The organism is Actinoplanes sp. TBRC 11911 (genome assembly GCF_012933445.1).
In the GTDB taxonomy this organism is placed as follows: Bacteria; Actinomycetota; Actinomycetes; order Mycobacteriales; family Micromonosporaceae; genus Actinoplanes.
Genome location: NZ_JABBNC010000025.1, coordinates 39,390 through 65,915 on the forward strand (window position 1 = coordinate 39,390; position 26,526 = coordinate 65,915).

The window sequence follows — 26,526 nt, forward strand, 5'->3', positions numbered from 1 at the left end:
AGCTCAGAACGGAGTACGGATGTCGGCCGCCCGCATGCAGTTGTGCTTCGGCGCGTGGATCATCGCCCTCACGGCGGTCTTCTACGCGCTGCCGCAGCTGCACATGTACGCGTGGGCGGCGATCGGTTTCCCGGCGGCGGTCGCCGTGCTCGCCGGTGTCCGCAAGCACCGTCCGTCCCGGCGGCTGCCCTGGTACCTGCTGTCCGCGATGATCGCCTTCTTCACCGCCGGTGACACTGCTTACAACGTGCTCACCGAGTTCCTGGGCCAGGACCACCCGTTCCCGAGCGTGGCCGACCTGTTCTACCTGACCGCGTATCCGCTGCAGGCCATCGCGCTGCTGATCTTCATCCGGGCCCGCTCCGCCACCGGCAACCGCGCGGCCCTGCTCGACGCTCTGGTGCCCACCGCCGGCCTCAGCCTGCTCTCCTGGGTCTTCCTGATCGCGCCGTACGTGCACGACGACCAGCTCGGCCTGCTCGCGAAGCTGACGTCCGTCGGCTACCCGCTGGGCGACCTGCTGGCGCTGGCGATGGTCGCGCGCCTGATCACCGTGGGCGGCCGCCGCTCGGTCACGCTGCATCTGCTGGTGGCCGGCGTGGTCGGCCAGCTGGTCGCCGACGCGGTCTACGGGCTGGGCCAGGTGGCCGGCACGTTCCAGGTCGGCGGTCCCTCCGACTCGGGCTGGATCATCTTCTACGCCTCGACCGCGCTCGCCGCGCTGCACCCGTCGATGCGCGACATGACGACCGGCGACGTCGCCCCCGGGGTGGCCGGTGGCCGGCGCATCGCGGTGATGTCGCTCGCCGCCCTGATCGCCCCGGTCGTGCTGCTGGTCGAGGATCTGCGGGGCACCGTCGGCGACGCGCCCATGATCGCGGCCGCCTCGGGTGGCATCTTCCTGCTGGTCATGGCCCGGGTCGCCGGGCTCATGAAGGCGCAGCGCGAGACCGCGGCACGGGAGCGGCTGCTGCGCATCGCGGGCGCCGACCTGGTCGCCGCCACCACCGAGAAGGAGGCCGGCGAAGCGGTCCGCAAGGCCGTCGCCGGTCTGGTGCCGAGCGGCCGGCCGTACGTCTTCCACCTGCTGGGCGAGGACGCCCCAGGCGCGCCCAGCGGGATGGGCCCGACCCGCCGGGTGTCCGTCGAGGACCAGACGTCGATCTTCGCGCCGCACCGCGCCGCGCTCTACGCGGAGCTGGTGAGCTCCGGCCGGCGCAAGATGGCCTACCTGGCCGCGGACGAGGACCTGCTGCTCGTGCTGGAACAGTCGTTCCACGCGCTGATGGCGCAGGGCATCATGGCGGTCGAGCGGATCACCATGACCGCCGAGGTGAACCGGCGCGACAGCGAGGACTACTTCCGGGCGCTGATCCAGAGCGCCTCCGACGTCATCATGATCGTCGGGGACGACGAGACCATCCGGTACGCCAGCCCGTCGGCGCTGCCGGTGTTCGGGCGTACCGACCTGGCCGGCACCTCGCTGTACCGGCTGATCGCCGGCACCGACCACAACGACCTGCGGCACCTGCTGGACGAGGTGCGCGCCGGCCGCGGCGTGCGCGACGGCGTCGACCTCACCGCGGTCTCCGGCGACGACCTGCTGCTGCAGGTCGAGTGCACCTGCCGCGACCTGCGCGACGAGACGGCGGTGGGCGGCCTGGTGGTGACCATCCGGGACGTCACCGAGCGTCGCCGGCTGGAGAGCGACCTGGCCCACCAGGCGTACCACGACGCGCTCACCGGGCTCGCGAACCGCGCGCTGTTCCAGAGCCGGCTCGAGCAGGCGACCGCGACCACCGCCGTCCTGTTCGTCGACCTGGACGATTTCAAGGAGGTCAACGACTCGCTCGGGCACGCGGCCGGCGACCAGCTCCTGATCACCGTGGCCCGGCGCATCGCCGAGGTGGTCGGCCCGCTGAACGTGGTGGCGCGGACCGGCGGCGACGAGTTCGCGGTGCTCATCGAGCACGTCGCCGACGGCGAGCCGGAGGCCGTCGCGGAACGGATCGTCGCCGCGCTCGGCGCGCCGTTCGAGGTCAGCGACGGCGCCGGCGGCACCCACATGGTCAGCGGCGCCGCCAGCGTCGGCATCGCCACCAGCGCCGAGTCCGGCGGCATCAGCGAGCTGCTGCGCCGCGCCGACCTGGCGATGTACATGGCCAAGACCGAGGGCAAGAACACCTGGCAGAGCTACCAGGACGAGCTGCACGAGGCGATGGTGCGCCGGATGGAACTGCGCGCGGCGCTCAACGAGGCGGTGCCCGGCAACCAGATGCGGCTGCGCTTCCAGAGCATCGTGGACCTGCCGACCGGCGACGTCGTCGGGATGGAGGCGCTGGTCCGCTGGGAGCACCCGCACCGCGGCCTGCTCGGCCCGAACGAGTTCATCGACCTGTCCGAGGAGAACGGCGCGGTCGTCGCGATCGGTGGCTGGGTGCTGCGCGAGGCGCTGCACATGTTCACCTCGCTGCGCCGCGACCACGACCACCTGCGCTACGTCAGCGTGAACGTGTCGGCCCGGCAGTTCCGCACCGCCGGGTTCGTCGACCAGGTGCGGGCGGTGCTGGCCGAGACCGGCTCGCGACCCGAGTGGCTGCTGCTGGAGATCACCGAGAGCCTGGTGCTGCACGACGCCGACCAGGTCTGGCGGGATCTCGGCGAGCTGCGCGCGATGGGCATCCGGATCGCGATCGACGACTTCGGCACCGGCTACTCGTCGCTGTCGTATCTGAGCCAGATGCCGGTCGACGTGTTGAAGATCGATAAGTCGTTCATCGACGACATCCTGGCCAACCCGCAGCAGATGGCGTTGGTCGACACCATCGTCCGGCTCGCCCGCACGCTCGATCTCACGGTCGTCGCCGAGGGCATCGAACTCGACGAACACCGGGCCGCCCTGGTCGAGATGGGCTGCCACTTCGGACAGGGCTACCTGTTCAGCAAGCCGGTTTCTCCCGAGGAGTTCCTGATCAGCACGAGAGGACTGTCATGATCGCCGACCTGGAGCGGCTGCGCCTGAGCAACCCGATGTTCGACGCCACGATCGAGGAGATCAAGGGCCGGCGCATCCGGGTGGGTGACCACTGGCTGTCGGACTTCGCGTCCTGCAACTACCTCGGGTTCGACCTGGAGCCGGAGATCATGGCGGCCATCGAGCCCGAGGTACGCCGCTGGGGCACGCACCCGAGCTGGTCGCGGCTGCTCGGCAACCCGGCGCTCTACCCGCAGATCGAGGAGAAGCTGACCGCGCTGCTCGACGCGCCGGACACGCTGGTGCTGCCGACGATCACGCACATCCACATGTCGGTGCTGCCGATCCTGGCCGGCGACGGCCATGTCTTCCTGGACAGCCAGGCACACAAGACAATCTATGACGGTTCCATGTACGCCCGTGGGCTCGGCGCCACCGTCCAGCGGTTCGCCTCAGGCGACATTTCCGATTTGTCCGAAAAATTGCGACACGCCCCGGTCGGCGTGCCGAAGATCGTGGCCATGGACGGCGTGAACTCGATGACCGGCAACGCACCGGACGTCGCCGCTTTCGCCGCGCTGTGCCGCGAATACGACGCCACGCTCTACATCGACGACGCGCACGGCTTCGGCGTCATCGGCGAGCGCGCCGCCAACGAGATCTCCCCGTACGGGATCCGGGGCAACTCGATCGTCAAGTACAGCGGCGAGACGTACGACAATGTGGTGCTGGTGGGGGGCTTCTCCAAGGCGTACTCGTCGCTGCTGGCCTTTTTGGCCCTGCCGACCGGCCTGAAGAACCATCTCAAGGTCGCCGCCGCACCCTACCTCTACTCCGGACCGGCGCCGACCGCCTCGCTGGCGACCGTGCTGGCCGGCATGGAGGTCAACGAGAAGCGCGGCGACGAGATCCGCGCGGACCTCTACCGCAAGACCATGCGGGTGCTCGACCACGTACGCGCGTCCGGCGTCTACACCCCCAACGTGGGCTGCACGCCGGTCATCGAGTTGCCGCTGGCCCACGGCGGGGACATCGACGCGGTCGGCAAGCTGCTCTGGGACCGCGGCATCTACGTGACGCTCGCCGCGTACCCGCTGGTCCCGCGCGACCAGGTCGGCTTCCGCGTGCAGGTCACCGCGGCCAACACGGACGACGAGATCGACTCGCTGAACGCGGTGATCACCGAGCTGGCCGCGGCCGGGCGGTTGCGGCGGTCGTGACCGCGCTGCGGCATCGGCAGTTCCGGCTGCTGTGGACGGGCATGAGCGCGTCGCTGATCGGCGACGGCATCCTGCTCGTGGCGCTGGCCTGGCAGGTGTACGACCTGTTCGGCGTGCCCGCGGCGATGTCCGCGGTCGGCGTCGCGCTGTCCGTGCCGCAGATCGCCACGCTGCTGTTCGGCGGCGTGGTCAGCGACCGCTACGACCCGCGCCACATCATGCTGGTCTCCGACCTTCTCCGGGGCCTGATCATGGGCGGTCTCGCTATGCTCAGCCTCTCCGGGCTCCTGACGCTGCCCTTGATGCTGGTGCTCATCGCCGGGTACGGCGCCGCGGCCGGCTTCTTCGGCCCCGCGTTCGACAGTCTGGTGCCCCGGCTCGTCCCGGCGTCGGAGCTGGTCGCGGCCAACGCGCTCGACCAGTTCGTGCGGCCGGCCGGGTTGCAGATCCTCGGCCCGCTGCTCGGCGGCGCGGTGATCGCGGTCGGCGGCTCCGGCTGGGCGTTCGCCGCGAACGCGGCAACCTTCGCCTTCTCCGCGCTCTGCCTCCTGCTGATGAGCCAGGTCGCCGCACTGCCCGCGGCCGGCTCGTCGTTCTGGCACGAAATGAAAGAAGGCGTCGATTACGTACGCCGGCACGTATGGCTCTGGGGCACGTTCCTGTGCGCCACGTTCACGTATCTGCTGTTCGTCGGCCCGACCGAGGTGCTTCTCCCGTACGTGGTCAAGCACGAGCTCGGTGGCAGCGCCGCCCAGCTTGGCCTGATCCTCACTTCGGGCGGCCTGGGCGCGATCCTGGCGGCGCTCACGGTCGGCTGGCTAGGCTTGCCGAGGCTGACCATGACCTACTTGTACGCCGCGTGGGCCGTTGCGACGCTGGCCGTGGCCGGGTACGGGCTGGCCACCTCGACCTGGCAACTGGCGGCCGCGTGCGTGCTGGTCAACGGCCTCGAGGCGGCCGGCACGGTAGCGTGGGCGACAACCAAGCAGAAGCTGGTCCCGGAGGGCATGCTCGGCCGGGTGTCCAGCGTGGACTGGTTCGTCTCGACCGCCCTGCTGCCGTTGTCGTACGCGTTCGCCGCCCCCGTGGCGCACTCCCTCGGCGTCCGCGAAACCCTGATCGGCGCCGGCGTCCTGGGCGCCTTGGTGACCTTCGGCTTCCTGTTCCTGCCGGGGATGCGGGCCCCCGAGATCTACAAGGCCCGCCACGCGCTCTGAAAGCAGCCCAGAATCCGTCAACCAGTCGCACGCGTGACCGGCTCCGGTTGCGTTCCCGGTCCGCCTCGGCCAGCACGCGTGCGATGTCTCCGGCGAGCGTCTCCGGCGAGCGTCTCCCGCGAGTGTCTCCCGCGAGTATCTCCCGCGAGTGTCTCCCGGCGGCGTCGAGCACCGCCGGCCCTTTCCCCAGGCCGGCGGGCTTGGTTGCTGGTGCTGGCCGTCGGCGTCGCGGGTGCGGCGACATGACACATCGCCGCGCGCCGGTTTTGCCCAGCTGTTCCCGCCCGCGTCCTGCAATGTGGGCATCGCAGACCGCATGGTGGACATTTTCGCGACCTTGGAGAGTTACGCCCACATACGAGCCATAACTCTCCAAGGTTCGCATTGGACGGCGAAAATGCGGAGCACAAAAGGCATATATCCCGATTAAACTCCGTCCACTTGAGACTCTAATCCCACATCGCGGACTCAAATTCACGATGTGGACGCCCATCCCACTTCGCGGACGCCCATCCCAAAAGCCGGAACTGTTCAGCCGTTTCTCGCGCCGCTCACGCTCCGATGAGTTGGCCTCCTTGCACGGCTGACCTGCGCGGGCCGTCGCTGTGGGGAGCCGGGACCTTCCGGTCGTGGCGGCTGCCCACACGGGGGTGGGGGTGGCTGCGCTGTGGGCAACCGCAACTTCCTCGGCGTCGCGACTGCCCACACCTGGGTGGGGGTGGCTGCGGTGTGGGCAACCGCAACCTTCCCGGCGTCACGACTGCCCACACGGGGGTGGGGGTGGCTGCGGTGTGGGCAACCGCAACCTCCTCGGCGTCGCGGCTCCCCACGCCCGGGTGGGGCGGCCACTGTGGGGAGCTGGGACCTGCCCGGACCTGGCGGCGCCGCCTCGCACGGGGGCTCCCGGCCGACGGAACCAGCTGAACAGTTACGAAAGCTGGACACTTCACGACGCGTGCCGCACCCGAACGCCGCGATAGCCCATCATGGGCTGCCAGAAATACCGGATATATGCTGAAATACGAGTCGGCGCTGCGCTCGACCGGAGCCGGGCCGCGACGTCCCGCGCCGCCGTGGCAGCCCAGCGCGCCCACCCGCCTCCGCAAACTGGCGTCGCTGACCGCTTCCCGCCGCGACGCCGCCGTGGCAGCCACCGCGCTCGCCCGCCAGCCTGCGCCCCCACGCAAGATGGCGGGCCACTTGCACGGGAAAGACCAGCCGCCGCGACCCCTAAATCGCAAAATATGCATACTTGTCGGAACTTATCGACTCAACCGAATCGACGGGCAGGATCGAGCGTGCCGGAGCCTCGGTGACCTTTGCTCCTGACAGGCGTGCGGCGGCCCGCGCACGTCACGCGATCTGGAAGCCGCTCAGCCCCTCGACCGGCTCCTCGCTTACGTCGACAGAGGTCACCACCGCGCGGGCCGGGCCGCGGCGGGCCCAGGCGAGCATGCGGTCGACGTTCGGGGGCTCGCCCTCGAAGACCGCCTCGACGCGGCCGTCCGGCAGGTTGCGGACCCAGCCCGCGACCCCCTGCTCGCCGGCGACCCGGCGGCAGTTGTCGCGGTAGAAGACGCCCTGCACCTGACCCGTGACCAGCACGTGTTTGCGCACCATGCGCCGATTGTGGCCCGGCCGGCCGGCGAAGCCGCTCAGCGGACCGCGCCCCTCGTCACGGGACGCCAGCGCAGCATCGCGGCGGTGGCGTCGTCGCGGAGCTCCCCGTTCTCGTACGAGACGATGGTGTGGATCAGCCGGCGCATCATCTCCGGAGCCGGGATGCCGGCCCGCAGCGCCTCGATCGCGAACTCGGTGAGCCGCTCCGCGCCGAACAGCGCGCCGTTCTCGTCGCGGGCCTCGGTGATGCCGTCGGTGTAGAGCACGAGGGCGTCGCCGGGCTCCAGCGCCAGCTCGGTCACCCCGGGCCCGCGCGTACGCATGTGGCCGAGCCCCAACGGCAGTGCGGTAGGGGTGGGCAGCGGCGGCATCGCCCGGCCGTCGCGGACCAGCAGCTCGGCCGGGTGGCCCGCGCTGATCCGCCGGTACACGCCGGTCGTGGTGTCGAGCTCGGCCAGTACAGCGGTCACGAAACTGCCCTCGTGCCGCGCGTGCACCCACTTGTCGATCGAGCGGTACGTGTCGGTGAGCGACAGCCCGGAGCGCCGGGCGTTGCGGTACGTGTTCAGCGTCAGCGTGGTCAGGTCGCTCGCGCTGATCCCGTGCCCGACCGTGTCGAACAGCGCGACGTGCAGCACGTCGCCGTTGGCCGCGTAGTCGAACGCGTCGCCGCCCACGTCGTAGCAAGGCTCGAGCACGGCGGTGATGACCGTCCCGTCGACCGCGAAGGTCAGCGGCGGCAGCTGGTTCCAGATGATTTCGGCGGCCAGCTGCATCGGGAGCCGGCGCCGGGTGTGCTCGACCGCGTCGCCGTACGGCATCCGGCTGAAGATCAGCTCGGCCACCAGGGCCGCGATCACCTCCAGGTCGCGCAGAGCGTTGTCTCCCGGGTACGCCCGGACGGACAACCCGAGCACACCAAGCCGTTCGGCGCCGTGCAGCAGCGGCAGCCACAACCGGCCGTCCTGCCAGACCGCCCGCGCCGTGGTGAACGCCTGCCCGGGAGCCGTGCCCTCCACCGCCTGCGGTCCAGCCATGACCGGGTCGGTGCCGCGCAGCGGGCAGAGCGAGAGCTGGGCGTAGTCGATCAGCAGCACGCTGGCCGCGTCGGCGTCGAGGAACGCGGCCGCGGAACTCAGCACGGCGGGCAGATCCTCGGCACGTCCCCGGTGCCGCAGATCCATCAGGCGCCGGACGGCTTCCATAGGCGCGAACATCAGGTTCGGACGGCCTCCATCGGCGACATCAGTAAGCCACTGCCACGATGCCGCTGAGCGTACCCACGTAGCCCCGGCCGCGCGCGACGGTGGGCGACGCGAAGTGCGGTGCCCGGCCGATGTCGAGCCGCGAGCGGACCTTGCCGCTCCCGGGGTCGAGCAGGTAGAGCGTGCCGCCGTCATAGTCGACCACCCACACCGAGCCGGCCGCCACGACCGGTGCGCCGGCGGCGCCGGACGGCCCGTGCCAGCCGAGCGCCAGCTTGCCCTGCCGCAGGGTGGCCTCGCGCACGCCGTCGCTGCACGGCAGGAACAGCGTGTCGCCGCTGACCGCCGCACCGCCGAACGGCGTGCACAGGTCGGCCTGGGAGCGCTGGCCGCCGAGCCCGCCGAGGTGGTTCGGGTCGAGCACGTAGCCGACGCCGCGCTTGCCCGCGATGACGATCTGACCGCCCACCACGGCCGGGGTCATCGAACCCAGATCGAGGTCGTGCGCGTTGTCGTCGGGCCACGTGGACGGCGCGAAGAAGTCGGTGCGGTGCAGGCCCGGATCCAGGGCGATCACGGTGTCGCTGCCGTCGAAGCCGCTGGTCGACTCGCCGTTGCCGACCGCGTAGTAGAGCTTGCCGCCCACCACGATGCCGCCGCCGGGCGACCAGATGCCGCCCTCGCGGGTGGTCGGGATCGCGTAGCTCTGCTCGGCGCCGTCGCCGGGGGTGGGCACCGACACGACCGAGCCGATGTAGTCGGCGCAGTCCCCGGCGAGCCCGCCGTACGCGATGTAGACCCGGCCGTCGAGGATGGTCAGCGCGGACCGCTGCTGGTGCGCGATCTTGTCGCCGCGCGGCGGCTCGGCGGCTCGCTGGAGACGCACCTGGCCGGTGGCGGCGTCGACGCCGTACAGGGTGTGGCTGCCGCCGGTGGTCTCGGCCAGGGCGAAGACCAGGCCGGTCGCGGCGTCGTAGGCCATCGTGCCGGTGATGCCGAGCGGGTCGATGTTGCCGCAGGGCAGCGCCGACTGCGGCACCGGGGTTCCGACATGCCTCGACCAGAGGACCGCGCCGTTCGTGGCGTTCAGCGCGTAGATCGTGTCGTTCTCGGTGGCGGCCAGCACCCGCTGCCCGACGACCAGGGGCTGCCCGTAGACCGCGCCGTCGAGGTCGGCCCGCCACGCCTGGGCCAGTTTCGTGGCGGCGGGTTGCGGCGCGCCGGCCCCGGTCCGCTGGTTGTCACCGTGGTAGGTGGCCCAATCATCGGGGGCTGACGGCGGTTCCGCGCTGGGCCGGGTTGGTGTCGCGGCGGGAGCGGAACCCCCGCCACCGCACGCGGCGAGCGTGCCGGCTGCGATCAGGGCCGCGACACCGATCGCGAGGCGAGAACGCGGAACCATGGCCGCCAACGTACCCGGCCGCGATCAGCGCCCGGCCACGATCGCCTCCGCCACGTGACGCAGCTCGGACATCTCGGGATGGAAACCTTCCGCGATGTCCGGGTGCAGCCCCGCTCGCGTCCCGTCCAGGAGCATCCGGGTTACCTCGTCGACGGACTCCCCGGCGTACGAGCGCCTGATTTTGTCGGTGGCGGCCTGCAGTGCCGAGGTCAGTTGGTCCTCGAGCGGTCCGCGCAATTTGTCCTCGACCGGGTCAAGGCTGTCCGGATCGAGTGTGACCTGCGGTTCGGTCATGACGGTCCCCCTTTTCTACGCCCAACGCGCGAGGCCGATACCCCGTTGTGGTTCGCGATTAAACGCGCCCATCGAGCGGTTTGCCCCGAGGCGTACACCAGGGGGTTTGTTTCTGCGCACAGTGGGGCAGGGAAGCACTGGCCGCCTAGTGATCGGGGTCACTGCGGCGGACGAGACTGCCGGATGGAGGGTCAATGGAGAACCGACATCAGCACCGGCACACCCGGCGTACCCGGGCGCTCGCGGTGGGGGCCGCGTTCGCACTGGTCGCACCGCTGGCTGCCTGCGGATCAAATGACGAGGGTGGCGTGCCGACCCTCAACTACTACCAATTCCCCGTCGAGAACATGCAGACCGTCGTGGATCAATGCAACACGGAGGCCGCGGGGAAGTACAAGATCGATTACCAGGTCCTCCCGCGGACCGCGGACGACCAGCGCGTGCAGATGGTCCGGCGGCTCGCCGCCAAGGACAGCGGCATGGACATCCTGGGCATGGACGTGACCTGGACCCAGGAGTTCGCGAGCGCCAAGTGGATCCGGGAGTTCCCGGAGGCGCAGGCGGCCGAGGTGCGCAACGGCACGCTGGAGGGACCGCTCGCCTCCGGTGAGTACAACGGCAAGCTGTATGCGGCGCCGAACAACACGAACGTGCAGCTCCTGTGGTACCGCAAGGATCTCGTGCCGACCCCGCCGAAGACGTGGGACGAGATGATCCAGCAGTCCCAGCAGCTCAAGGCGCAGGGCAAGACCCCCTACCGGATCCTCACCATGGGTGCCCAGTACGAAGGCCTGGTCGTCCTGTTCAACACGCTGGTCGCCAGCGCCGGCGGCCACGTGGTCAGCGAGGACGGCAAGACAGCGATCATGGACGCCGGCACGGTCAAGGCGCTGGAGGTCATGAAGAAGCTGGCCACCTCGGGGGTGACCAGCCCGTCCTTCTCCAACATGATCGAGGACGACGTACGCCTCGCGTACCAGGACAACGGCGGCGCGTTCGAGCTGAACTGGCCGTACGTGTGGGCCTCGATGACCGGCGACGCACCGGACATCGCGAAGAACACGGCATGGGCCCCCTACCCGGCCATCGACGCGAGCACCCCGGCCGTCACCACGATCGGCGGCTCCAACATGGCGGTGAGCTCGTACAGCAAGCACCCGGATCTCGCCTTCGACGCGATCAGGTGCCTGCGCGGGCCGCAGAGCCAGCTGACCCTGGCGGTCAAGGCCGGGCAGGCGCCGTCCATCGAGGCCGTCTACAGCGACCCGCAGATGGACAAGGCGTATCCGATGAAGGCGGTGCTGCTGGACGAGCTGAAGAAGTCGGCGCCGCGACCACGGACCCCGGCCTATCAGAACCTGTCCACGGTGGTGGCCGCGCAACTGTCGCCGCCGGCGTCGATCGACCCGCTGAAGACCGCGGCGTCGCTGCGCCGGGCCATTCAGGACGCCATCGACTCGAAGGGGGTGCTCCCGTGACCGTCCAGGAGGAAAGAACCGCAACTCGGGCGCCTGCGGAGAAGGTGGCCCGCCGACGGGCACCTCTCAGCGAGGGCAAACGCCAGGAGCGCAAGCTCGGCTGGCTGCTGTGCGCACCCGCGGCGATCGTCATGGTGGCGGTCACCGCGTACCCGATCATCTATTCGTTCTGGCTGTCGTTGCAGCGCTACGACCTCAAGTTCCCGCAGGACCGCGAGTTCATCGGCCTGTCCAACTACGCGACGGTGCTGTCCAACGGCTACTGGTGGACGGCGTTCGGCGTCACCGTGCTCATCACCGTCGTGTCGGTGGTGGTGGAACTGGCGCTCGGCATGGGCCTCGCGCTGATCATGCACCGCACCATCGTCGGGCGCGGGCTCGTCCGGACCTCCGCCCTGATCCCGTACGGCATCGTCACCGTGGTCGCGGCGTTCAGCTGGCGGTACGCGTGGACGCCGGACACCGGTTACCTGGCGAACCTGTTCTCGCCGGACGGCGCGCCGCTGACCGAGCGGGCCAGCGCCCTGGCGATCATCATCGTCGCCGAGATCTGGAAGACGACGCCGTTCATGGCGCTGCTGCTGCTGGCCGGTCTGGCGCTGGTGCCGGACGACCTGCTGAAGGCCGCGTCGATGGACGGCGCGTCGTGGTGGCAGCGGTTCACGAAGGTGATGCTGCCGGTGATGAAGCCGGCCATCCTGGTCGCGCTGCTGTTCCGCACCCTGGACGCGTTCCGGGTGTTCGACAACATCTATGTGCTCACGAACGGCGCCAACGAGACGTCTTCGGTGTCGATGATCGCGTACAACAATTTGATCAAGGGGTTGAACTTGGGCATCGGCTCCACCATGTCGGTGCTGATCTTCCTCACCGTGGCGATCATCGCGTTCATCTTCGTCAAGCTTTTCGGCACCGCGGCGCCGGGCAGCAGCGACGACGGGAGGCGATGATGGCTGTCGCAACCACTTCAGCCAAGGTCAAGTGGGGTTTGCTGGACGCGGTCGTGGTCGTGTTCGCGCTGATCCCGGTGCTGTGGATCGCGTCGCTGTCGTTCAAGACGACGCCGACGCTGACCGACGGCAACTTCATCCCCCGGGACTGGACCTGGGACAACTACAAACTGATCTTCCAAACCGACCAGTTCGTACGCGCGTTGATCAACTCGATCGGCATCGCGCTCATCTCGACGGTGATCGCCGTGGTGCTCGGGACGATGGCCGCGTACGCGATCAGCCGGCTCGACTTCCCCGGCAAGAAGGCGCTCGTCGGGGTGTCCCTGCTGATCGCGATGTTCCCGCAGGTGTCGCTGGTGTCGCCGCTGTTCAACATCGAGCGCAACACCGGCCTGTTCGACACCTGGGCCGGCCTGATCCTGCCGTACATCACGTTCGCGCTGCCGCTGGCGATCTACACGCTGTCGGCGTTCTTCAAACAGATCCCGTGGGACCTGGAGAAGGCGGCCAAGATGGACGGTGCCACCCAGGGCGAGGCGTTCCGCAAGGTGATCGCCCCGCTCGCCGCGCCCGGCGTCTTCACCACGGCGATCCTGGTGTTCATCTTCTGCTGGAACGACTTCCTGTTCGCCATCTCGCTCACCTCGACCGAACGATCCCGTACGGTCCCGGCGGCGCTGTCGTTCTTCACCGGTGCCTCGCAGTTCGAGGACCCGACCGGCGCGATCTCCGCGGCCGCCGTGGTGATCACGATCCCGATCATCCTGTTCGTGCTGTTCTTCCAGAGGCGCATCGTCGCGGGCCTCACGTCCGGCGCCGTGAAGGGTTAGGTTGCGATGGCTGACATTGTTCTCGACAAGGTGACCAAGAAGTATCCGGACGGCACGACGGCCGTACACGAGGTGGACCTTTCGATCGCCGACGGCGAGTTCATCATCCTGGTCGGCCCGTCCGGCTGCGGGAAGTCCACCACACTGAACATGATCGCCGGCCTGGAGGACATCACCTCCGGCGAGTTGCGCATCGCCGGCCAGCGCGTCAACGACAAGGCGCCGAAGGACCGGGACATCGCGATGGTGTTCCAGTCGTACGCCCTGTATCCCAACATGAGCGTGCGGGAGAACATGGCCTTCCCGCTGAAGCTCGCGAAGCTGCCCAAGTCCGAGATCGACCAGAAGGTGGGCGAGGCCGCGAAGGTCCTCGAACTCACCGAGTATCTGGATCGCAAGCCGGCCAACCTGTCCGGCGGTCAGCGCCAGCGGGTGGCGATGGGCCGGGCGATCGTGCGCAGCCCCAAGGCGTTCCTCATGGACGAGCCGTTGTCCAACTTGGACGCGAAGCTGCGGGTCCAGATGCGTACGCAGGTGTCGCGCCTGCAGAAGCAGCTGGGCACCACGACGGTCTACGTCACGCATGACCAGACCGAGGCGATGACGCTGGGCGACCGCGTGGTGGTCATGCGCGGCGGGTACATTCAGCAGGTCGGGGACCCGCAGACGCTCTACGACAGCCCGGTGAACCTCTTCGTCGCGGGCTTCATCGGATCGCCGTCGATGAACTTCCTGCCGGCCGCGGTGGAGAACAACCTTTTGCGTACGCCGCTGGGCGACTTCCCGATGGGTGATCGCCTGCGCCGCACCCTGTCCGGCGAGAACGCCCCGAAGCAGCTCATCGTCGGCATCCGGCCGGAGCATTTCGAGGACGCGCGCCTGATCGAGGAGCACCAGCGGTCGCGGGGCTTCGAGTTCACCTTGCCCGTCGACTTGGTCGAGTCGATGGGCTCCGACAAGTACGTATATTTCACGATCGAGGGTGAGCATGCGGCAGCGGCCGACCTGGAGGATCTGGCGGCCGATGCCGGCGGAGCCGACCTGCCACCCCAGGACAGCCTGGTCACTCGGCTGTCGGCGGAGTCCCGCGTACGGGATGGGGTCGACGCCCAGGTCTGGCTGAACCTGGACAAAATCCACCTGTTCGACCCGCGCGACGGCAAGAACATCACGCTGGAGGAGGGCAAGCCCGCCGACGCACCAGTCGCCTGACCGGCCCGGCTCCCCACGCAGCGATTCGACGCCGTTGCGTGGGGGGCGGCTGGGCTTGCGGTCTTACGTGGAGGCGCCGGCTGGCGGTCGGGGCGCGCTGGGTGTGCCATGGCGGCGTAGCGGTGGGTGGTGCCGGTTGCGGCTGTGGGTGGGTGCGCTGGGTTGCCATGGCGGCGTGGTGGCGGCGAGCGGTGGGTGGTGCCGGTTGCGGGAGTGGGTGGGTGCGCTGGGTTGCCATGGCGGCGTCGCTGCGGCGAGCGGTGGGTGGTGCCGGTTGCGGGAGTGGGTGGGTGCGCTGGGTTGCCATGGCGGCGTCGCTGCGGCGAGCGGTGGGTGGTGCCGGTTGCGGGAGTGGGTGGGCGCGCTGGGTTGGCATGGCGGCGTAGTCGCGGGAACGGAGAGCGGCGCCGGTCGCACTTCGGTGCATGTCCGACATTTCCGGTGGCCGGTGGTGGGCTGTGGGCTTTCGCGGTCTTCGGGTGTGGCGTGAGGTGTCCAGACCTTGGGATGAGCGTCCGCTAAGCGGGATGGGCGTCCACATCGTGAATCTGAGTCCGCGATGTGGGATTCGAGTCTCAAGTGGACGGGATTTAATCAGGATATATACCTTTTGTGCCGCTGATTTTCGCCGTGCAATGTGAACCTTGGAGAGTTATGGCTCATATGTGGGCGTAACTCTCCAAGGTCGCAAAGATGTCCATCATGCGGTCTGCGATGTCCACATAGCGGGATGCCTGCGTGGCTGGGAAGTTTCCGGACGCCAGGCGGCCTTGTCCGCTGCGTTTGGCACTCGCGTTGCGTGACTGGCGGCAGCTACCGTGGCCCGCGCGCTGGCCGCCATGGCAGCCCTGCGTTACCGCTCGCGCTGCGTAACGGGCGGCAGTCAGTGTGGCCCGGGCGCTGGCCGCCATGGCAGCCCTGCGTTACCGCTCGCGCTGCGTAACGGGCGGCAGTCAGCGTGGCCCGCGCGCTGGCCGCCATGGCAGCCTGCCTTTACTGCTCGCGTTGCGTGACTGGCGGCAGTCAGCGTGGCCCGCGCGCTGGCCGCCATGCGTAACCGGTCGCCCTGCGTAGGTGGTGGCAAAGCCCGGCCGGTGACCCGACGGCTAGAAGTCGAGGAGCTCGACTGTTATCGACGCGGTGTCGCCTACGTCGAGATTCTCCGAGCTGCGCACTGACTTCTTCAGGGGCAACGCGTACGGGCCGCCGTCCGCGCTCGGGAAGATGGACGTCTTCCAGGATGTGTGGCCGATTGTCACGCGGACGCGGACCGCGCCGAAGCCGCGCGACCGGGCGCCCACCACCTCGCGGATGTCGTCGGACTCCTCTGGCGGGAGGCTGACGAAGACCCACGTGTCGTCCCGGCGGGCGGTCCAGCGCCACAGCTCCGCGGTGAACTCGACGATCACCGGGACGACACTAACAGCGTCAGAAGGTGCGGCTGCGCTGGTCGATGCCGAGCTCGCCGTACGGGTAGTCGGGGGCCTGCGGGTCGCTTGCCTCGTTCAGGGCCGCGGTCTCCGACGGTGTCAGGTGCAGGCCCGCCGTGCGCAGGTTGGCCTCGAGCTGGTCGAGCGTGCGCGCGCCCAGGATCGTCGAGGTCACGCCGGGCTGGTCGGTCACCCAGGCCAGGGCCACCTCGGCCATCGACACGCCGCGGTCTTCGGCGATGCGCTGGACGGCGTCGATGACGTCCCAGGTCCGCTGGGTGCCGCGCCGGTCATAGGCTTCCATGCCGCGGTTCGGGTCGTCGCCGAGGCGGGTCGCGCCGGTCGGGCGCTGGTCTCGCTTGTACTTGCCGGTGAGCCAGCCGCCGCCCAGCGGGCTCCACGGCAGCATGCCCAGGCCGGCGTCGATGGCCGCGGGCGCGATCTCGAACTCGGTCTCGCGGACCACGAGGCTGTACTGCGGCTGGATGCTGACCGGGGCGGCCAGGCCCAGCGACTGGGCCAGCAGGGCCGCCTTGGTGAGCTGCCAGCCGGTGAAGTTGGAGAAACCGTAATACCGGATCTTGCCGGAGCGGATCAGGCCGTCGAACGTCCGCAGCGTCTCCTCCAGCGGGGTCAACGCGTCCCACGCGTGCGCCTGGTAGAGGTCGATCGTGTCGAGTCCGAGGCGGTCCAGCGATGCTTCCACGGCGCGGGTGAGGTGGCGTACCGAAAGGCCTTTGCCGTTGGGGTCTTGCGCCGTCGCGAAGCGGCCCTTTGTCGCCAGCACGATCGCGTCGGTGACCGAGGCGGGACGGGAGGCCAGCCAGCGGCCGATGATCCGCTCGGACTCACCGGCCGAGTAGACATTCGCGGTGTCCACGAAGGTCCCGCCGGCCTCGACGAACATGTCGAGCTGCTCGTGTGAGATCTTCTCGTCGGACTCGTTGCCGAATGTCATGGTGCCTAAGCAGAGCGTGGAGACGGCTAAGCCGCTACGCCCGAGGGTGCGAAATTCCATAAACCCCAACCTATGGGATCGGGCGGTGCTCGGCCACGGTGGACAGCACGAGGCTGGTGGTCGGTTTCCCGTACGCGGCGAGCCGGTCGATCAGTTCCTCCAAGCGCGCCACCGTGGGGGTGACAACCTTCAGGATCGAGCAGTCCCCGCCGCTGAGCCGATGCAATTCGAGGATCTCCGGGAACAGTGCCGGGGTGTACGACGTGCGGATGCAGCCCGGCCCGATGCACGCCATCCGGACGAACGCGAGCACCGGATGACCCGCCGCCGCGTGGTCGACCCGGGCGCCGTAGCCGCGGATCACCCCGGCCTGCTCGAGCCGCCGCACCCGTTCCCGGACGGCCGGCCCGGACAGGTTGACCAGACGGCCCACCGCGAGAAAGGACAACCGCCCGTCGCGCTGGAGCACGTCGAGGATGGCCCGGTCGGTGCGATCCAGGGCAAAACTGGCATCGGACGTCATCGGTCGATCCACCTTCCATTCGGAGCCCCAAAGCCGGCAACGCCTTCGATCTCGTCTTCACCACCGGCTGCGGCGACGGCCACGATCGAATCTATGACAGCGCAGACGTGGCCGTTCGAGCCGTACAAGATCAAGATGGTGGAGCCGCTGCCGGTGACCACCCGCGCCCGGCGCGAGGAGGCGCTGCGCGACGCCGGGTGGAACCTGTTCGGCCTGCGCGCGGGGGACGTCACCATCGACCTGCTCACCGACTCGGGCACCGCGGCGATGTCGCACCATCAGTGGGCCGCGCTGCTCGGCGGCGACGAGACGTACGCGGGAGCCCGCAGCTGGACCCGCTTCGAGCGTACGGTCCAGGAGATCTTCGGGTTCCGCCACGTGATCCCGACGCACCAGGGCCGCGCCGCCGAGCGCATCCTCTTCGCGGCGCTCGTGCAAGAACGAGAAAGCGAGGTCGTCCCGAGCAACGCCCACTTCGACACCACCAAAGGCAACCTCGAGCTGCTGGGCAGGCGAGCTAAAGACTTTCCCATCTCCGAGGCCCGCGATCCCAGCACCCGAGCCCCGTTCAAGGGCGACGCCGACCTGACCGCGGTGGAGGAGCAGATCCGCGACGGCAAAGTCCCGTTCGTGATGCTGACCGTCACCAACAACGCGGGCGGGGGTCAACCCGTGTCGATGGCCAACATTCGCGGCATGGGCGAGCTGGCCCGGGCGTACGGGATCCCGTTTGTGATCGACGCGTGTCGCTTCGCCGAGAACGCCTCCTTCATCAGGCAGCGCGAACCCGGCTACGCGGACGTCGCGATTCCCGAGATCGTGCGTGAGATGTTCGCCCAGGCCGACGCGATCACGATGTCCGCGAAGAAGGACGGCCTGGCCAACATCGGCGGGTTCATCTGCGTCAACGACGACGAGGTCGCGACCCGGGTCAAGCAGCTGTGCATCGCGGGGGAGGGCTATCCCACGTACGGGGGTCTGGCCGGCCGGGATTTGGACGCGATCGCGGTCGGCCTGCGCGAGGTGCTCGACGAGGACTACCTGCGGCATCGGGTCGGCACCACGGCGGCCTTCGTGGAGGCGCTGGCCGCGCGCGGAGTCCCGGTGCTGCTCCCGCCGGGCGGGCACGCCGCGTACCTGGATGCCCGGATGTTCCTGCCGCACCTGCCGTGGGACCACTATCCGGCGCAGACGCTGGTCGACGAGATCTACCTGGAGGGTGGGGTGCGCGGTTCCGAGCTAGGCACCGTCACCTTCGGAATGGACTCCACCACGGGCGTGGAGCGTCCCGCGACGTGGGAGCTGGTGCGGCTGGCGCTGCCGCGGCGGGTCTACACGCGCAGCCACCTCGAGTACGTGATCGAGACGGTGGCCGCCGTCCACGACCGCCGGGAAGCCGTCCGGGGCCTGCGGATCACCTCGCAGCCCCGGGTGATGCGCAACTTCACGAGCCGGTTCGCGCCGGTGGCCCAAGCGGAGGCTCTCGATCCGCTTGAACCACCGACTAGGAAATTTGCTACCCGTTCCGCGCGGGACTAACCGCCCCGGACAGGACGTGCGGCAGAAGTTCGGCGAGAACGGTCACGCCGTCGCGGCTCAGCACCGACTCGGGGTGGAACTGCACGCCCGCGAATCCGCTGCCGCGCAACGCATGGACCGCGGAGTCGGCCGGGTCGCGTGCCACCGTGACCCGGCCGTACCGGGATTCGAACGCCTCGGCGGGGCTGTGCGCGGCGAAGCTGGAGTAGAAACCGACCCGGCGCGGCGACCCGAAGAGATCGACGTCGCGCGCGAGCCCCTGATAGGGCGATTCCCGCCGGACCATCGGCAGGCCGAGGTGCACCGAGAGGATCTCGTGCCCGAGGCACACGCCGAACAGCGGCCGCCCGGCCTCGAGCAGCGACGACACCAGGTCGCGCAGCACCTTCATCTTCGGGTCGCCGAGATCCGACGGGTCGCCGGGGCCGGGCCCCACCACGACCAGGTCGGCATCCGGAACCGGCGCGTTCCACCCCACCACCGAAACGGCGAGCCCGAGCGCCTTGAGCTGGTGGGCGAGCATCCCGGTGAACGTGTCCTCGCCGTCGACGATCACCGCCGTGCGACCGTCCAGCTCCGGGACGGTCAGCGAGCCCGGCGCCCGCGAGTCGAGCCAGAACCGGGCCAGGTTGTCGTTGCGGGCCGCCAGCAGCGCGGAAACCTCGGGGGTGACGGGGTCCGGGCGTACCGGGGAAGAAGCGGAACCGGAGGCACCCAGCGCACGCAGGACGCCGGCCGCCTTGGCGTAGGTCTCGGCGATCTCGCCGGCCGGGTTCGAGTGCCGGACCAGGGTGGCACCCACCGGCACGCGCAGGCGACCGTCCGGGGCGATCTCCGCGGTCCGGATCAGGATCGGCGCGTCCAGCGACTGCCGGCCCTGCTCGTCATGATCGAGCAGCGCCAGCACGCCGCCGTAGTAGCCACGGCCGCGGCCCTCGTGCCGGGCGATCACCCGGCAGGCGTTCTCGATCGGGCTGCCGGTCACCGTCGGCGCGAACATGGTCTCGCGCAGCACCTCGCGGACATCCTTCGAACCCTTGCCGGCCAGCAGATACTCGGTGTGCGTGAGGTGGGCCATCTCCTTGAGGTACGGCCCGGCCACCTGACCGCCGTGCTCGGCGACCGTGGCCATCATCTTGAGCTCCTCGTCGAGCACCATGTAGAGCTCCTCGATCTCCTTCGGGTCACGCAGGAAATCGACCAGGCTGCCCGATCCGTGCCGGAACGTCCCGCTGATCGGGTTCATCATGGTGATCCCGTCGGCGACGCTGACGTGCCGTTCCGGGGTGGCGCCGACCAGCGTGCGGGTGCCGGTGTGCACCAGGAAGGTCCAGTAGGTGCCCTGCTCGGCGGCGAGCAACCGGCCGAACGCGGCCCGGGCGGCGTCCACCGGATCGCCGTCGACCGTCGCCTCGAAGACGCGGTGGATCACGAAGTTGGCGCCTTCGCCGCGGCCGATCTCGTCGCGCAGCACATCCTCGACGATCTTCCCGTACGCCTCGTCGGACAGATCGAAGGCGCCGCCCGTGACGGTCAGCGGCGCCGGCGGGAAGGCGCTCAGCGGTTCGCGTTTCGAGGAGGCCACGACCAGGCATTCGAGCGGCGCGTGGTCGTCGATGCAGTGGAAGCCGCGCTCGGTGACCTGGCGATACGGGATCAGCGCCAGCGTCGGATGCCCGGGATCGAGCGGGATCTCGGCGAGCGTGGCAACCGTGATCACGTCGCCGGTGAGCACCTCGACGTAGTCGGTGCCGTCGCGATGGATCAGTGCGAAAGGCCGCATGGTGGTCCTCTTTCCGGTTTCGGCGGCGCCGACCGAGACCAGCCATGCGAAACGGCCGCCTCGGGGAGGCGGCCGCGTGAGCTTGGAGCGCGCGGGAGGGTGTGGCCGCCGGTTAGGCGGGCCACCACATGCTCAAGCGCGCTGACATGTCCGGGAGCATACGACCTGTCAGGCCTCGAAGGCCAGACGCACGGCCCGCCGGGCCCACCGCATGCGATCAAGAGCACAGTCCGGGTGCTCGCCGAACTCCTGCGCGACGACCTCGGAGCACCGGCGCTGGCCCAGCCGGTCCACGGTCGAGTTGACGACGGCGCGGATCGATTCCACGGTCGGGTGCTGCGACCGCTGGAGGTTCGAGGCGAACAGGGCCTCGCTGCGGATGTCAGCGATGAGGGCGTGCATCGGGTCTCCTCGAAAAGCTCGGCGTCTGAGAATCAGGACACCGGAGCGCGGATGCAACGCCGCTGCGCGCCGGTTGCGGACCGGTTGCCAGCACTTTGAAGGCATAAATCGGATATGGTCGGGCGAACGGACTGCGAAGGAGCTTGCCGTGACGGTGGTCCTGGTCGCCGACGACGACGCCGACATCCGCGATCTGGTGGCGTTCAAGCTGGAGCAGGCCGGGTTCGAGGTGATCGCGGTCGAGGACGGCCAGGCCGCGCTCGACCAGGCCCGCAGCCACCGGCCTACGCTCGCGGTGCTGGACGTCTCCATGCCGGGTCTCTCCGGCATCGACGTGTGCCGTATGTTGCGTGCCGATCCGGCCACCGCCGGCATGCTGATCGTCATGCTCACCGCGCGCGTGCAGGAACAGGACGTCGAGGGCGGGTTCAGCGCCGGCGCCGACGACTACGTGACCAAGCCGTTCAGCCCGCGCGAGCTGGTCTCCCGGATCCAGTCCTTGTTGAGCCGGGCGCGGGCGTGACCGCGCGAGATGCCCGATGAGGGGTCGGTCGCCCGGCTGCTGAGCCGCACCTTCGCCGTGCTCATCGTGCTGATCGTCGGCGCCGGGGCACTGCGGCTCGGCGCCGCCCTGGTGCAGAACCGGGTGGTGGACCGGCTGACCCTGGAGGTGCAACCACTCGGGCTGGCCAACGACCGGATCGGCGACACCGTGAGCGCCGCCGCCTGGGCGATGCGCGGCTACTCACTGACCGGCGACGCCCACATGCTGCAGCTCTTCGACGACGCGCAGAACGGGTATGCGCAGGCCGTGTCCGACCTGCGGAACCTGGGCACCAAGCAGCGCCGCGCCCAGATCGACGCCGAGATCGCCAAGGGCCTGGCCTGGTGGCAGAACGCCGAGGAACTGCGCGTGTCGCTGCCGCTGTCGGCGACGGCCGTCGCGCTCACCGAGCAGGGGCAGCAGCTGTTCGACGATTTCCACCGTGCCAACGACGATCTGCAGCGGAACCTGGCCGCCGAGGCCGAGCGCCTGACCCGGCGCATCGACGTGATCAACGTGACGACCGGCGTCGGGATCGGGCTGATCACGCTCGCGGCCGCGGCCATCGCCGTGGTGACGTCGATGCGGACCCGGCGGCGGATCACCCGGCCGCTGCGCGAGATGGCGACCTTGCTGGAGAAACGCGCCGAGGGCGACAAAGCCGGCCGCGCCCGGGTGGAGGGGCTCACCGAGATCCGCGCGGTCGCCGAGGCCCTGAACGCGGCCGCCGACCAGGCCGACCTGGTGCGCCGGCACGAGGAGCAGATACGCGACCGGCTGGAAGCCCTGGACAACGCCAAGACCGACTTCATGACGACCGTGTCGCACGAGTTGCGTACGCCGCTGACCAGCATCTCCGGGTACAGCGAGCTGCTGCGCGATCCGGACACCGGCGGCCTCACCGAGCCGCAGCGACGGATGGTCGAGGTCATCGCCCGCAACGCGGCCCGGCTGCGTGAGCTGATCGAGGACATGCTCACGCTCGCCCGGATCGAGAACGGCGAGTTCCGCAGCGAGCTGGCGACGGTCGACCTCGCCGAGGTGATCGAGCGGGCGATCGGCGGGATCACCCCGGCCGCCGCGAAAGCGTCCGTGGGCCTGCACTGCGACGTGCGGGGCCCGCTACCGGCCCGCGGCGACGGCGCCCAGCTCGACCGGGTGCTGGTGAACCTGCTCAGCAACGCGGTCAAGTTCACCCCCGCGGACGGGACCGTCACGGTCCGGGCCGCGCAGGACGGCGACCGGGTGGCGCTCAGCGTGGCCGACACCGGGATCGGCATCCCCGAAAGCGAGAAGCAGGCGCTGTTCGCCCGGTTCTTCCGCGCCACCAACGCGATCCGCAACGCCATCCCCGGCACCGGGCTGGGCCTGGCCATCGTGCGGACCATCGTCGGCAACCACGGCGGCACCATCGAGGTCGACTCCACCGAGAACGCCGGCACCACGGTCACCGTGCGGTTGCCCGCCGGCTAGATCTGGGGGTGGCGCAGGCCCGGATGCCCCGGCGGCAGGCTGCGGCGGATCACCCACCAGCTCACCGCGAGACTCGCCGCCACCAGCGGCCAGGTCAGCGCCACCCGCGCCACGCCCAGCGCCAGCACCTGCTCCGCGGCGTACAGGGGAAGGAAGACGGCGACCCGCACGACGTACTGGGCAACCCAGACCCAACTTCCTTTCCCGTACGCGCGTAGCAGAGCCGGATCGCGCCGCCATCGCGTTTTCTGGCCGAGCACCGCGCCCACCACGAGCCCGAGCAGAGGCCACCGGATCACGATGCTGACCGCCCAGACCAGCGCGCTCGCGGCGTTGCTGAGCAGCTGGATCAGGAAGAAGTCCTCGGCCCGCCCGGTGCGCAACGCGATCAGCGCCGCCACGCACACGCCGAGCAGTCCGATCAGGACCGCGCGCGGCTTGTCGCCCCGGCGCAGCCGCCACACCGAGACGACGGCGGCGCAGGCCAGTGCGACGGCGGAACCGGCCCAGATCGACCGGCCGCCGGCCAGCCACCCGACGACGAACCCGGCGGCGGGCAGCGTCGCGTCGAGGGCCGCGCGCCGCCCGTTCAGCAGCTCCGAAAGCGATTCCGGCACCGGCTTAATGTGTCGTATCGGTGCCGATGGTGTCGAGCCAATGCACCAACAGGGCGGTTTCCGGCTCGCCCAGGCCGCTCGGCTGCTGGCGCAGCAGGGCCGCGAGCTGCAGCGCGACCGGCGCGAGGCGGTCCGGCTCGGCCGGCAGGTTGTCGCGGCGGATCAGCAGCTTGGCGTGCAGCGCGTCGCGTACCCGGGTGGACAGCTCCGGGTCGTGGTACGTCTCCGGCTGGGTCACCATGCTCAGCGCCACGCCGATGTTGGCCGCCATGATGGTCTGCGCCGCCACCTCCGGGCTCACCGCGAGCAGGCCGGCCGCAGCGCACCGGTCCAGCACGACGCGCAGCAGGTCGAGCGCCTCCTTGGCGGCGCCCGGCACGGTCTCGAAGGCGGGGGAGTACATCATCCGATACACCGCGGGGTGTGCCAGCGCGAACGCGACGTGGCCGTTCCACCCGTCGCGGAGGTCCTGGACCGGGTCGTCCGAGACGGGCAGCGCGCGCTTCGAGTTCAGGTAGCGCTCGAAGCCGTAGTCGACGACGGCGCTGAGCAGGCCCTTCTTGTCGCCGAAAAGCCGGTAGAGCACCGGGGCGCCGACGCCGACGGCTTCGCAGACGGCCCGGGTGGAGATGTCGCGGTCGGGGGAAACGTCTAACAGCCTCTCAGCCGCCTCGAGGATCTGGGTGCGCGTATCCATGAGGCCATGTTACCGCCGATACGCTCGTGCCGTACCCGTGCTACTGACTGTGTCGGACGACACGCCCCTGAGCGTAACCCTGTTACGAATCTTCCCTAGCGCCGGAATACCCGAGGGTGTTAGCGTCGTTACCCAGTACAGCGTAACGCTGCTACGAATACCTTGTGGGGGTTGTCATGTCTTCGATCACTACGCACGCTGCGGAGACGCGCGGCGCGTCGCGGTCGGGCGTTCTCGGGCACAACGCGGCCTTCTGGTCGGTCGCGTTCGCGTTCCTGATCACGATCGCGTTCGGCACCGTCGCGACGCCGTTGTACGAGCTGTACCAGCTCCGCGACGGCTTCTCGACGTTCATGATCACGGTCGTCTTCGCGGTCTACGCCGTCGGGGTGGTCGCGACGTTGTTCTTCGCCGGTCACCTTTCGGACTACCTGGGCCGCAAACGGATGATCCTGATCGGCCTGCTGATCGAGATCCTCTCGGCCGTCATCTTCATCGCCTCGCCGGCGCTGCCGTCCATCATCATCGGCCGCGTCGTCTCCGGCATCGGCGTCGGCCTGGTCAGCGCCGCGTTCACCGCCTTCGTGGGTGAGCTCAACGGCCGCTCCGGTGCCTCCCGCACCCGGGCCGACGTGGTCGGTGCCGCGGCGAACTTCGGTGGCTTCGCGGTCGGCGCGCTGGTCGCCGGCTTCCTCGCCGAGTGGGTTTCGGCGCCGCTGCGCACCCCCTTCATCGTCTTCGGCGTGCTGATGATCGTCGGTGCGATCGCGGTCGCCCTGTCACCGGAGACGGCGAACGTCGACGGCCCGCGCCCGGCCTACCGCCCGCAGCGGGTGTCGCTGCCCGCCGAGGCCAAGCCCGCCTTCTGGGCCGCCGCCAGCGCCGGGTTCGTGGTCTTCGCGGTCAACGCCCTGTTCAACACGATCGCTCCGGCCTTCGTCGCCGGCACCATGGGGCACCCGTCGCGGGCCCTGGCCGGCACGGTCGCCTTCATCGTCTTCGGCACGGCCGCTCTGCTGCAGATCATCACGGTCAAGGTGGCGATCCGAACCCTGCTGATCGCGGGTCTCACGCTGGCCATCGTCGGCCTGATCGTGGTCACCGTCGGCGCGTTCGTGCCCAGCCTGGCCCTGTTCCTGATCGGCGGCGGCCTGGCCGGCGGCGGCGGTGGCCTGCTGTTCAAGGGCGCGGTGACCACGGTCGTGCGGGTCTCGGAGCCGGCGAAGCGGGGCGAGGCCCTGGCGGGCCTGTTCCTGTCCTCCTACGTCGGCCTGATCGTCCCGGTGCTGGCGGTCGGCATCGCGGTCGAGTACGTCCAGCCGAAGAACGCCCTGCTCGTCCTGAGCGCCGTCCTGATCCTGGTCTGCCTGGCCGCCAGCCCCAAGCTGGTCGGCAACCAGAAATAAGCCCGTCCCCAGTAAAAGAAGAAGGCCGGCCAGCTGGGTGGCCGGCCTTCTTCACGTCCGCCCCGCGAACAGCCCGTCCGGAGGCCCGTGGCTAAAGAATCGGTAGCCACGAGCGCCCGAATTTGGGTACTTTTGCGTGACTCGGATTTTGGTAGTTCAGGCACCTCGGATTTTGGTAGTTCCCGGCCGGCTGCACACCATGACCATCTGGCCTCTGTCACAGGGCGAGATCGCCGGTGTCACCGAGGACTTCCTGCCCGCGCTGCGGACTCTTTGTCATCGAGCGACTGCCAGCTTGGGGAAAGACCCTGCGCGCGCGAGCCACGGCAGCGCCAAAGGTTCATGTCATCGATTCCGGGGTGGCTGCTCGGCTCATGCGCGTTTCAGCTGCCCAGCTCGCCACACAGCGCGTCTCCACTGGCGCACCCACGACGGCGAGGAGGTCGGCTTCGTCATCGAGTTTGACGACGGCGGAGTTCTGGCATTCGAGGTCAAGGCGAACGAACGTGTCGCCGGCGCCGACCTCAAGGGCCTGCGGGCGTTGCGCGACGCCCTCGGCGACAGGTTCATCGCCGGGGCGGCACTCAGCACCGGCCTACGCTCCTACACCTACGAGGACCGGATCCACATCATGCCCGTTGACCGCCTCTGGACACACGTCGGCAGCGGTTGAGGTCACGCCTGGCCGGGGCCGAACCGGGCGTGACCTGCGGGTTACCTAGCCCGCTCTTAGGGCAATGAATTCTGCC

At 69.4% G+C, this 26,526-nt stretch carries 23 protein-coding genes; 12 read left to right on the forward strand and 11 right to left on the reverse strand.

Annotated features, from left to right (window positions below; all coding sequences use genetic code 11):
- The first annotated feature begins 19 nt into the window (after window positions 1–19).
- Genes HH310_RS28500 through HH310_RS28510 form a run of 3 tightly spaced genes read left to right on the forward strand, consistent with a single transcriptional unit; the run spans window position 20 to window position 5,411 of the window.
- The gene (locus HH310_RS28500) at window positions 20–2,995 is read left to right on the forward strand and encodes a bifunctional diguanylate cyclase/phosphodiesterase (protein ID WP_169178768.1); all 2,976 of its coding nucleotides are present in this window, start codon (window positions 20–22) and stop codon (window positions 2,993–2,995) included.
- Window positions 2,992–4,194 carry a pyridoxal phosphate-dependent aminotransferase family protein gene (locus tag HH310_RS28505; protein WP_211192737.1) on the forward strand — a complete coding sequence of 401 codons (1,203 nt, stop codon included), beginning with the start codon at window positions 2,992–2,994 and terminating at the stop codon, window positions 4,192–4,194. The genes HH310_RS28500 and HH310_RS28505 overlap by 4 nt, the downstream gene beginning before the upstream one ends.
- Window positions 4,191–5,411: an MFS transporter gene (locus HH310_RS28510; protein ID WP_169178769.1), complete on the forward strand. Its 1,221-nt coding sequence runs from the start codon at window positions 4,191–4,193 to the stop codon at window positions 5,409–5,411. Before HH310_RS28505 ends, HH310_RS28510 begins: the two co-directional genes overlap by 4 nt.
- 1,353 nt (window positions 5,412–6,764) lie before the next feature.
- Here the strand turns inward: HH310_RS28510 and HH310_RS28515 are convergent.
- Genes HH310_RS28515 through HH310_RS28530 form a run of 4 tightly spaced genes read right to left on the reverse strand, consistent with a single transcriptional unit; the run spans window position 6,765 to window position 9,932 of the window.
- Window positions 6,765–7,031 carry an acylphosphatase gene (locus HH310_RS28515; protein ID WP_211192738.1) on the reverse strand — a complete coding sequence of 89 codons (267 nt, stop codon included), beginning with the start codon at window positions 7,029–7,031 and terminating at the stop codon, window positions 6,765–6,767.
- A gap of 35 nt (window positions 7,032–7,066) precedes the next feature.
- On the reverse strand, window positions 7,067–8,236 hold the full coding sequence (locus HH310_RS28520) for a PP2C family protein-serine/threonine phosphatase (RefSeq protein ID WP_248294504.1): 1,170 nt from the start codon (window positions 8,234–8,236) through the stop codon (window positions 7,067–7,069).
- Window positions 8,237–8,276: 40 nt separating this feature from the next.
- Entirely contained in the window at window positions 8,277–9,638 is a 1,362-nt protein-coding gene (locus tag HH310_RS28525; protein WP_169178771.1) for a PQQ-binding-like beta-propeller repeat protein, read from the reverse strand.
- 24 nt (window positions 9,639–9,662) lie between these two features.
- A complete protein-coding gene (locus HH310_RS28530; RefSeq protein WP_169178772.1) occupies window positions 9,663–9,932 on the reverse strand; it encodes a hypothetical protein in 270 nt (89 codons plus the stop codon).
- A gap of 194 nt (window positions 9,933–10,126) precedes the next feature.
- Here HH310_RS28530 and HH310_RS28535 point away from each other — a divergent pair, with 194 nt between their 5' ends.
- Genes HH310_RS28535 through HH310_RS28550 form a run of 4 tightly spaced genes read left to right on the forward strand, consistent with a single transcriptional unit; the run spans window position 10,127 to window position 14,405 of the window.
- Window positions 10,127–11,410 (forward strand): ABC transporter substrate-binding protein, encoded by a 1,284-nt coding sequence (locus tag HH310_RS28535; protein ID WP_169178773.1) that lies wholly within the window; start codon window positions 10,127–10,129, stop codon window positions 11,408–11,410.
- Complete coding sequence (locus HH310_RS28540; protein WP_169178774.1) at window positions 11,407–12,360, forward strand: carbohydrate ABC transporter permease; 954 nt, start codon at window positions 11,407–11,409, stop codon at window positions 12,358–12,360. The genes HH310_RS28535 and HH310_RS28540 overlap by 4 nt, the downstream gene beginning before the upstream one ends.
- Window positions 12,360–13,193: a carbohydrate ABC transporter permease gene (locus HH310_RS28545; RefSeq protein ID WP_169178775.1), complete on the forward strand. Its 834-nt coding sequence runs from the start codon at window positions 12,360–12,362 to the stop codon at window positions 13,191–13,193. Before HH310_RS28540 ends, HH310_RS28545 begins: the two co-directional genes overlap by 1 nt.
- A gap of 6 nt (window positions 13,194–13,199) precedes the next feature.
- On the forward strand, window positions 13,200–14,405 hold the full coding sequence (locus tag HH310_RS28550) for an ABC transporter ATP-binding protein (RefSeq protein ID WP_169178776.1): 1,206 nt from the start codon (window positions 13,200–13,202) through the stop codon (window positions 14,403–14,405).
- 1,106 nt (window positions 14,406–15,511) lie between these two features.
- Here HH310_RS28550 and HH310_RS28555 read toward each other — a convergent pair.
- Genes HH310_RS28555 through HH310_RS28565 form a run of 3 tightly spaced genes read right to left on the reverse strand, consistent with a single transcriptional unit; the run spans window position 15,512 to window position 17,316 of the window.
- Window positions 15,512–15,814 (reverse strand): DUF1905 domain-containing protein, encoded by a 303-nt coding sequence (locus HH310_RS28555; RefSeq protein WP_169178777.1) that lies wholly within the window; start codon window positions 15,812–15,814, stop codon window positions 15,512–15,514.
- A gap of 19 nt (window positions 15,815–15,833) precedes the next feature.
- Window positions 15,834–16,853, reverse strand: a complete 1,020-nt coding sequence (locus HH310_RS28560) for an aldo/keto reductase (protein ID WP_169178778.1) — start codon at window positions 16,851–16,853, stop codon at window positions 15,834–15,836.
- Window positions 16,854–16,863: 10 nt separating this feature from the next.
- Entirely contained in the window at window positions 16,864–17,316 is a 453-nt protein-coding gene (locus HH310_RS28565; RefSeq protein ID WP_169178779.1) for an Lrp/AsnC family transcriptional regulator, read from the reverse strand.
- A gap of 93 nt (window positions 17,317–17,409) precedes the next feature.
- Between HH310_RS28565 and HH310_RS28570 the strand changes: the two genes are divergently transcribed.
- Complete coding sequence (locus HH310_RS28570) at window positions 17,410–18,855, forward strand: tryptophanase (protein ID WP_169178780.1); 1,446 nt, start codon at window positions 17,410–17,412, stop codon at window positions 18,853–18,855.
- Here HH310_RS28570 and HH310_RS28575 read toward each other — a convergent pair.
- Both HH310_RS28575 and HH310_RS28580 read right to left on the reverse strand, forming a co-directional pair.
- Window positions 18,833–20,638 carry an anthranilate synthase family protein gene (locus tag HH310_RS28575; protein WP_169178781.1) on the reverse strand — a complete coding sequence of 602 codons (1,806 nt, stop codon included), beginning with the start codon at window positions 20,636–20,638 and terminating at the stop codon, window positions 18,833–18,835. The two genes, HH310_RS28570 and HH310_RS28575, sit on opposite strands and share 23 nt — an antisense overlap.
- A gap of 168 nt (window positions 20,639–20,806) precedes the next feature.
- Complete coding sequence (locus tag HH310_RS28580) at window positions 20,807–21,040, reverse strand: hypothetical protein (protein WP_169178782.1); 234 nt, start codon at window positions 21,038–21,040, stop codon at window positions 20,807–20,809.
- 148 nt (window positions 21,041–21,188) lie between these two features.
- Between HH310_RS28580 and HH310_RS28585 the strand changes: the two genes are divergently transcribed.
- Both HH310_RS28585 and HH310_RS28590 read left to right on the forward strand, forming a co-directional pair.
- Complete coding sequence (locus tag HH310_RS28585; protein ID WP_169178783.1) at window positions 21,189–21,563, forward strand: response regulator transcription factor; 375 nt, start codon at window positions 21,189–21,191, stop codon at window positions 21,561–21,563.
- Between the two features lie 9 nt (window positions 21,564–21,572).
- Window positions 21,573–23,057, forward strand: a complete 1,485-nt coding sequence (locus HH310_RS28590; RefSeq protein WP_169178784.1) for a cell wall metabolism sensor histidine kinase WalK — start codon at window positions 21,573–21,575, stop codon at window positions 23,055–23,057.
- Here the strand turns inward: HH310_RS28590 and HH310_RS28595 are convergent.
- On the reverse strand, window positions 23,054–23,716 hold the full coding sequence (locus tag HH310_RS28595) for a DUF3159 domain-containing protein (protein ID WP_396027552.1): 663 nt from the start codon (window positions 23,714–23,716) through the stop codon (window positions 23,054–23,056). The two genes, HH310_RS28590 and HH310_RS28595, sit on opposite strands and share 4 nt — an antisense overlap.
- Entirely contained in the window at window positions 23,679–24,371 is a 693-nt protein-coding gene (locus HH310_RS28600; RefSeq protein WP_169178785.1) for a TetR/AcrR family transcriptional regulator, read from the reverse strand. The genes HH310_RS28595 and HH310_RS28600 overlap by 38 nt, the downstream gene beginning before the upstream one ends.
- 176 nt (window positions 24,372–24,547) lie before the next feature.
- Between HH310_RS28600 and HH310_RS28605 the strand changes: the two genes are divergently transcribed.
- Window positions 24,548–25,777, forward strand: coding sequence for an MFS transporter (locus tag HH310_RS28605; protein ID WP_169178786.1), 1,230 nt, complete (start codon window positions 24,548–24,550; stop codon window positions 25,775–25,777).
- A gap of 236 nt (window positions 25,778–26,013) precedes the next feature.
- Window positions 26,014–26,499: a DUF4143 domain-containing protein gene (locus HH310_RS28610; RefSeq protein ID WP_396027550.1), complete on the forward strand. Its 486-nt coding sequence runs from the start codon at window positions 26,014–26,016 to the stop codon at window positions 26,497–26,499.
- Window positions 26,500–26,526 lie beyond the last annotated feature (27 nt).

Bases quoted from the DNA above. Each gene is read 5' to 3' on its own strand.
- HH310_RS28500 (WP_169178768.1), top strand. From the start codon at position 20: ATGTCGGCCGCCCGCATGCAGTTGTGCTTCGGCGCGTGGATCATCGCC.
- HH310_RS28505 (WP_211192737.1), top strand. From the start codon at position 2,992: ATGATCGCCGACCTGGAGCGGCTGCGCCTGAGCAACCCGATGTTCGAC.
- HH310_RS28515 (WP_211192738.1), bottom strand. From the start codon at position 7,031: ATGGTGCGCAAACACGTGCTGGTCACGGGTCAGGTGCAGGGCGTCTTC.
- HH310_RS28520 (WP_248294504.1), bottom strand. From the start codon at position 8,236: ATGGAAGCCGTCCGGCGCCTGATGGATCTGCGGCACCGGGGACGTGCC.
- HH310_RS28525 (WP_169178771.1), bottom strand. From the start codon at position 9,638: ATGGTTCCGCGTTCTCGCCTCGCGATCGGTGTCGCGGCCCTGATCGCA.
- HH310_RS28530 (WP_169178772.1), bottom strand. From the start codon at position 9,932: ATGACCGAACCGCAGGTCACACTCGATCCGGACAGCCTTGACCCGGTC.
- HH310_RS28535 (WP_169178773.1), top strand. From the start codon at position 10,127: ATGGAGAACCGACATCAGCACCGGCACACCCGGCGTACCCGGGCGCTC.
- HH310_RS28545 (WP_169178775.1), top strand. From the start codon at position 12,360: ATGGCTGTCGCAACCACTTCAGCCAAGGTCAAGTGGGGTTTGCTGGAC.
- HH310_RS28550 (WP_169178776.1), top strand. From the start codon at position 13,200: ATGGCTGACATTGTTCTCGACAAGGTGACCAAGAAGTATCCGGACGGC.
- HH310_RS28560 (WP_169178778.1), bottom strand. From the start codon at position 16,853: ATGGAATTTCGCACCCTCGGGCGTAGCGGCTTAGCCGTCTCCACGCTC.
- HH310_RS28565 (WP_169178779.1), bottom strand. From the start codon at position 17,316: ATGACGTCCGATGCCAGTTTTGCCCTGGATCGCACCGACCGGGCCATC.
- HH310_RS28570 (WP_169178780.1), top strand. From the start codon at position 17,410: ATGACAGCGCAGACGTGGCCGTTCGAGCCGTACAAGATCAAGATGGTG.
- HH310_RS28575 (WP_169178781.1), bottom strand. From the start codon at position 20,638: ATGCGGCCTTTCGCACTGATCCATCGCGACGGCACCGACTACGTCGAG.
- HH310_RS28580 (WP_169178782.1), bottom strand. From the start codon at position 21,040: ATGCACGCCCTCATCGCTGACATCCGCAGCGAGGCCCTGTTCGCCTCG.
- HH310_RS28590 (WP_169178784.1), top strand. From the start codon at position 21,573: ATGCCCGATGAGGGGTCGGTCGCCCGGCTGCTGAGCCGCACCTTCGCC.
- HH310_RS28600 (WP_169178785.1), bottom strand. From the start codon at position 24,371: ATGGATACGCGCACCCAGATCCTCGAGGCGGCTGAGAGGCTGTTAGAC.
- HH310_RS28605 (WP_169178786.1), top strand. From the start codon at position 24,548: ATGTCTTCGATCACTACGCACGCTGCGGAGACGCGCGGCGCGTCGCGG.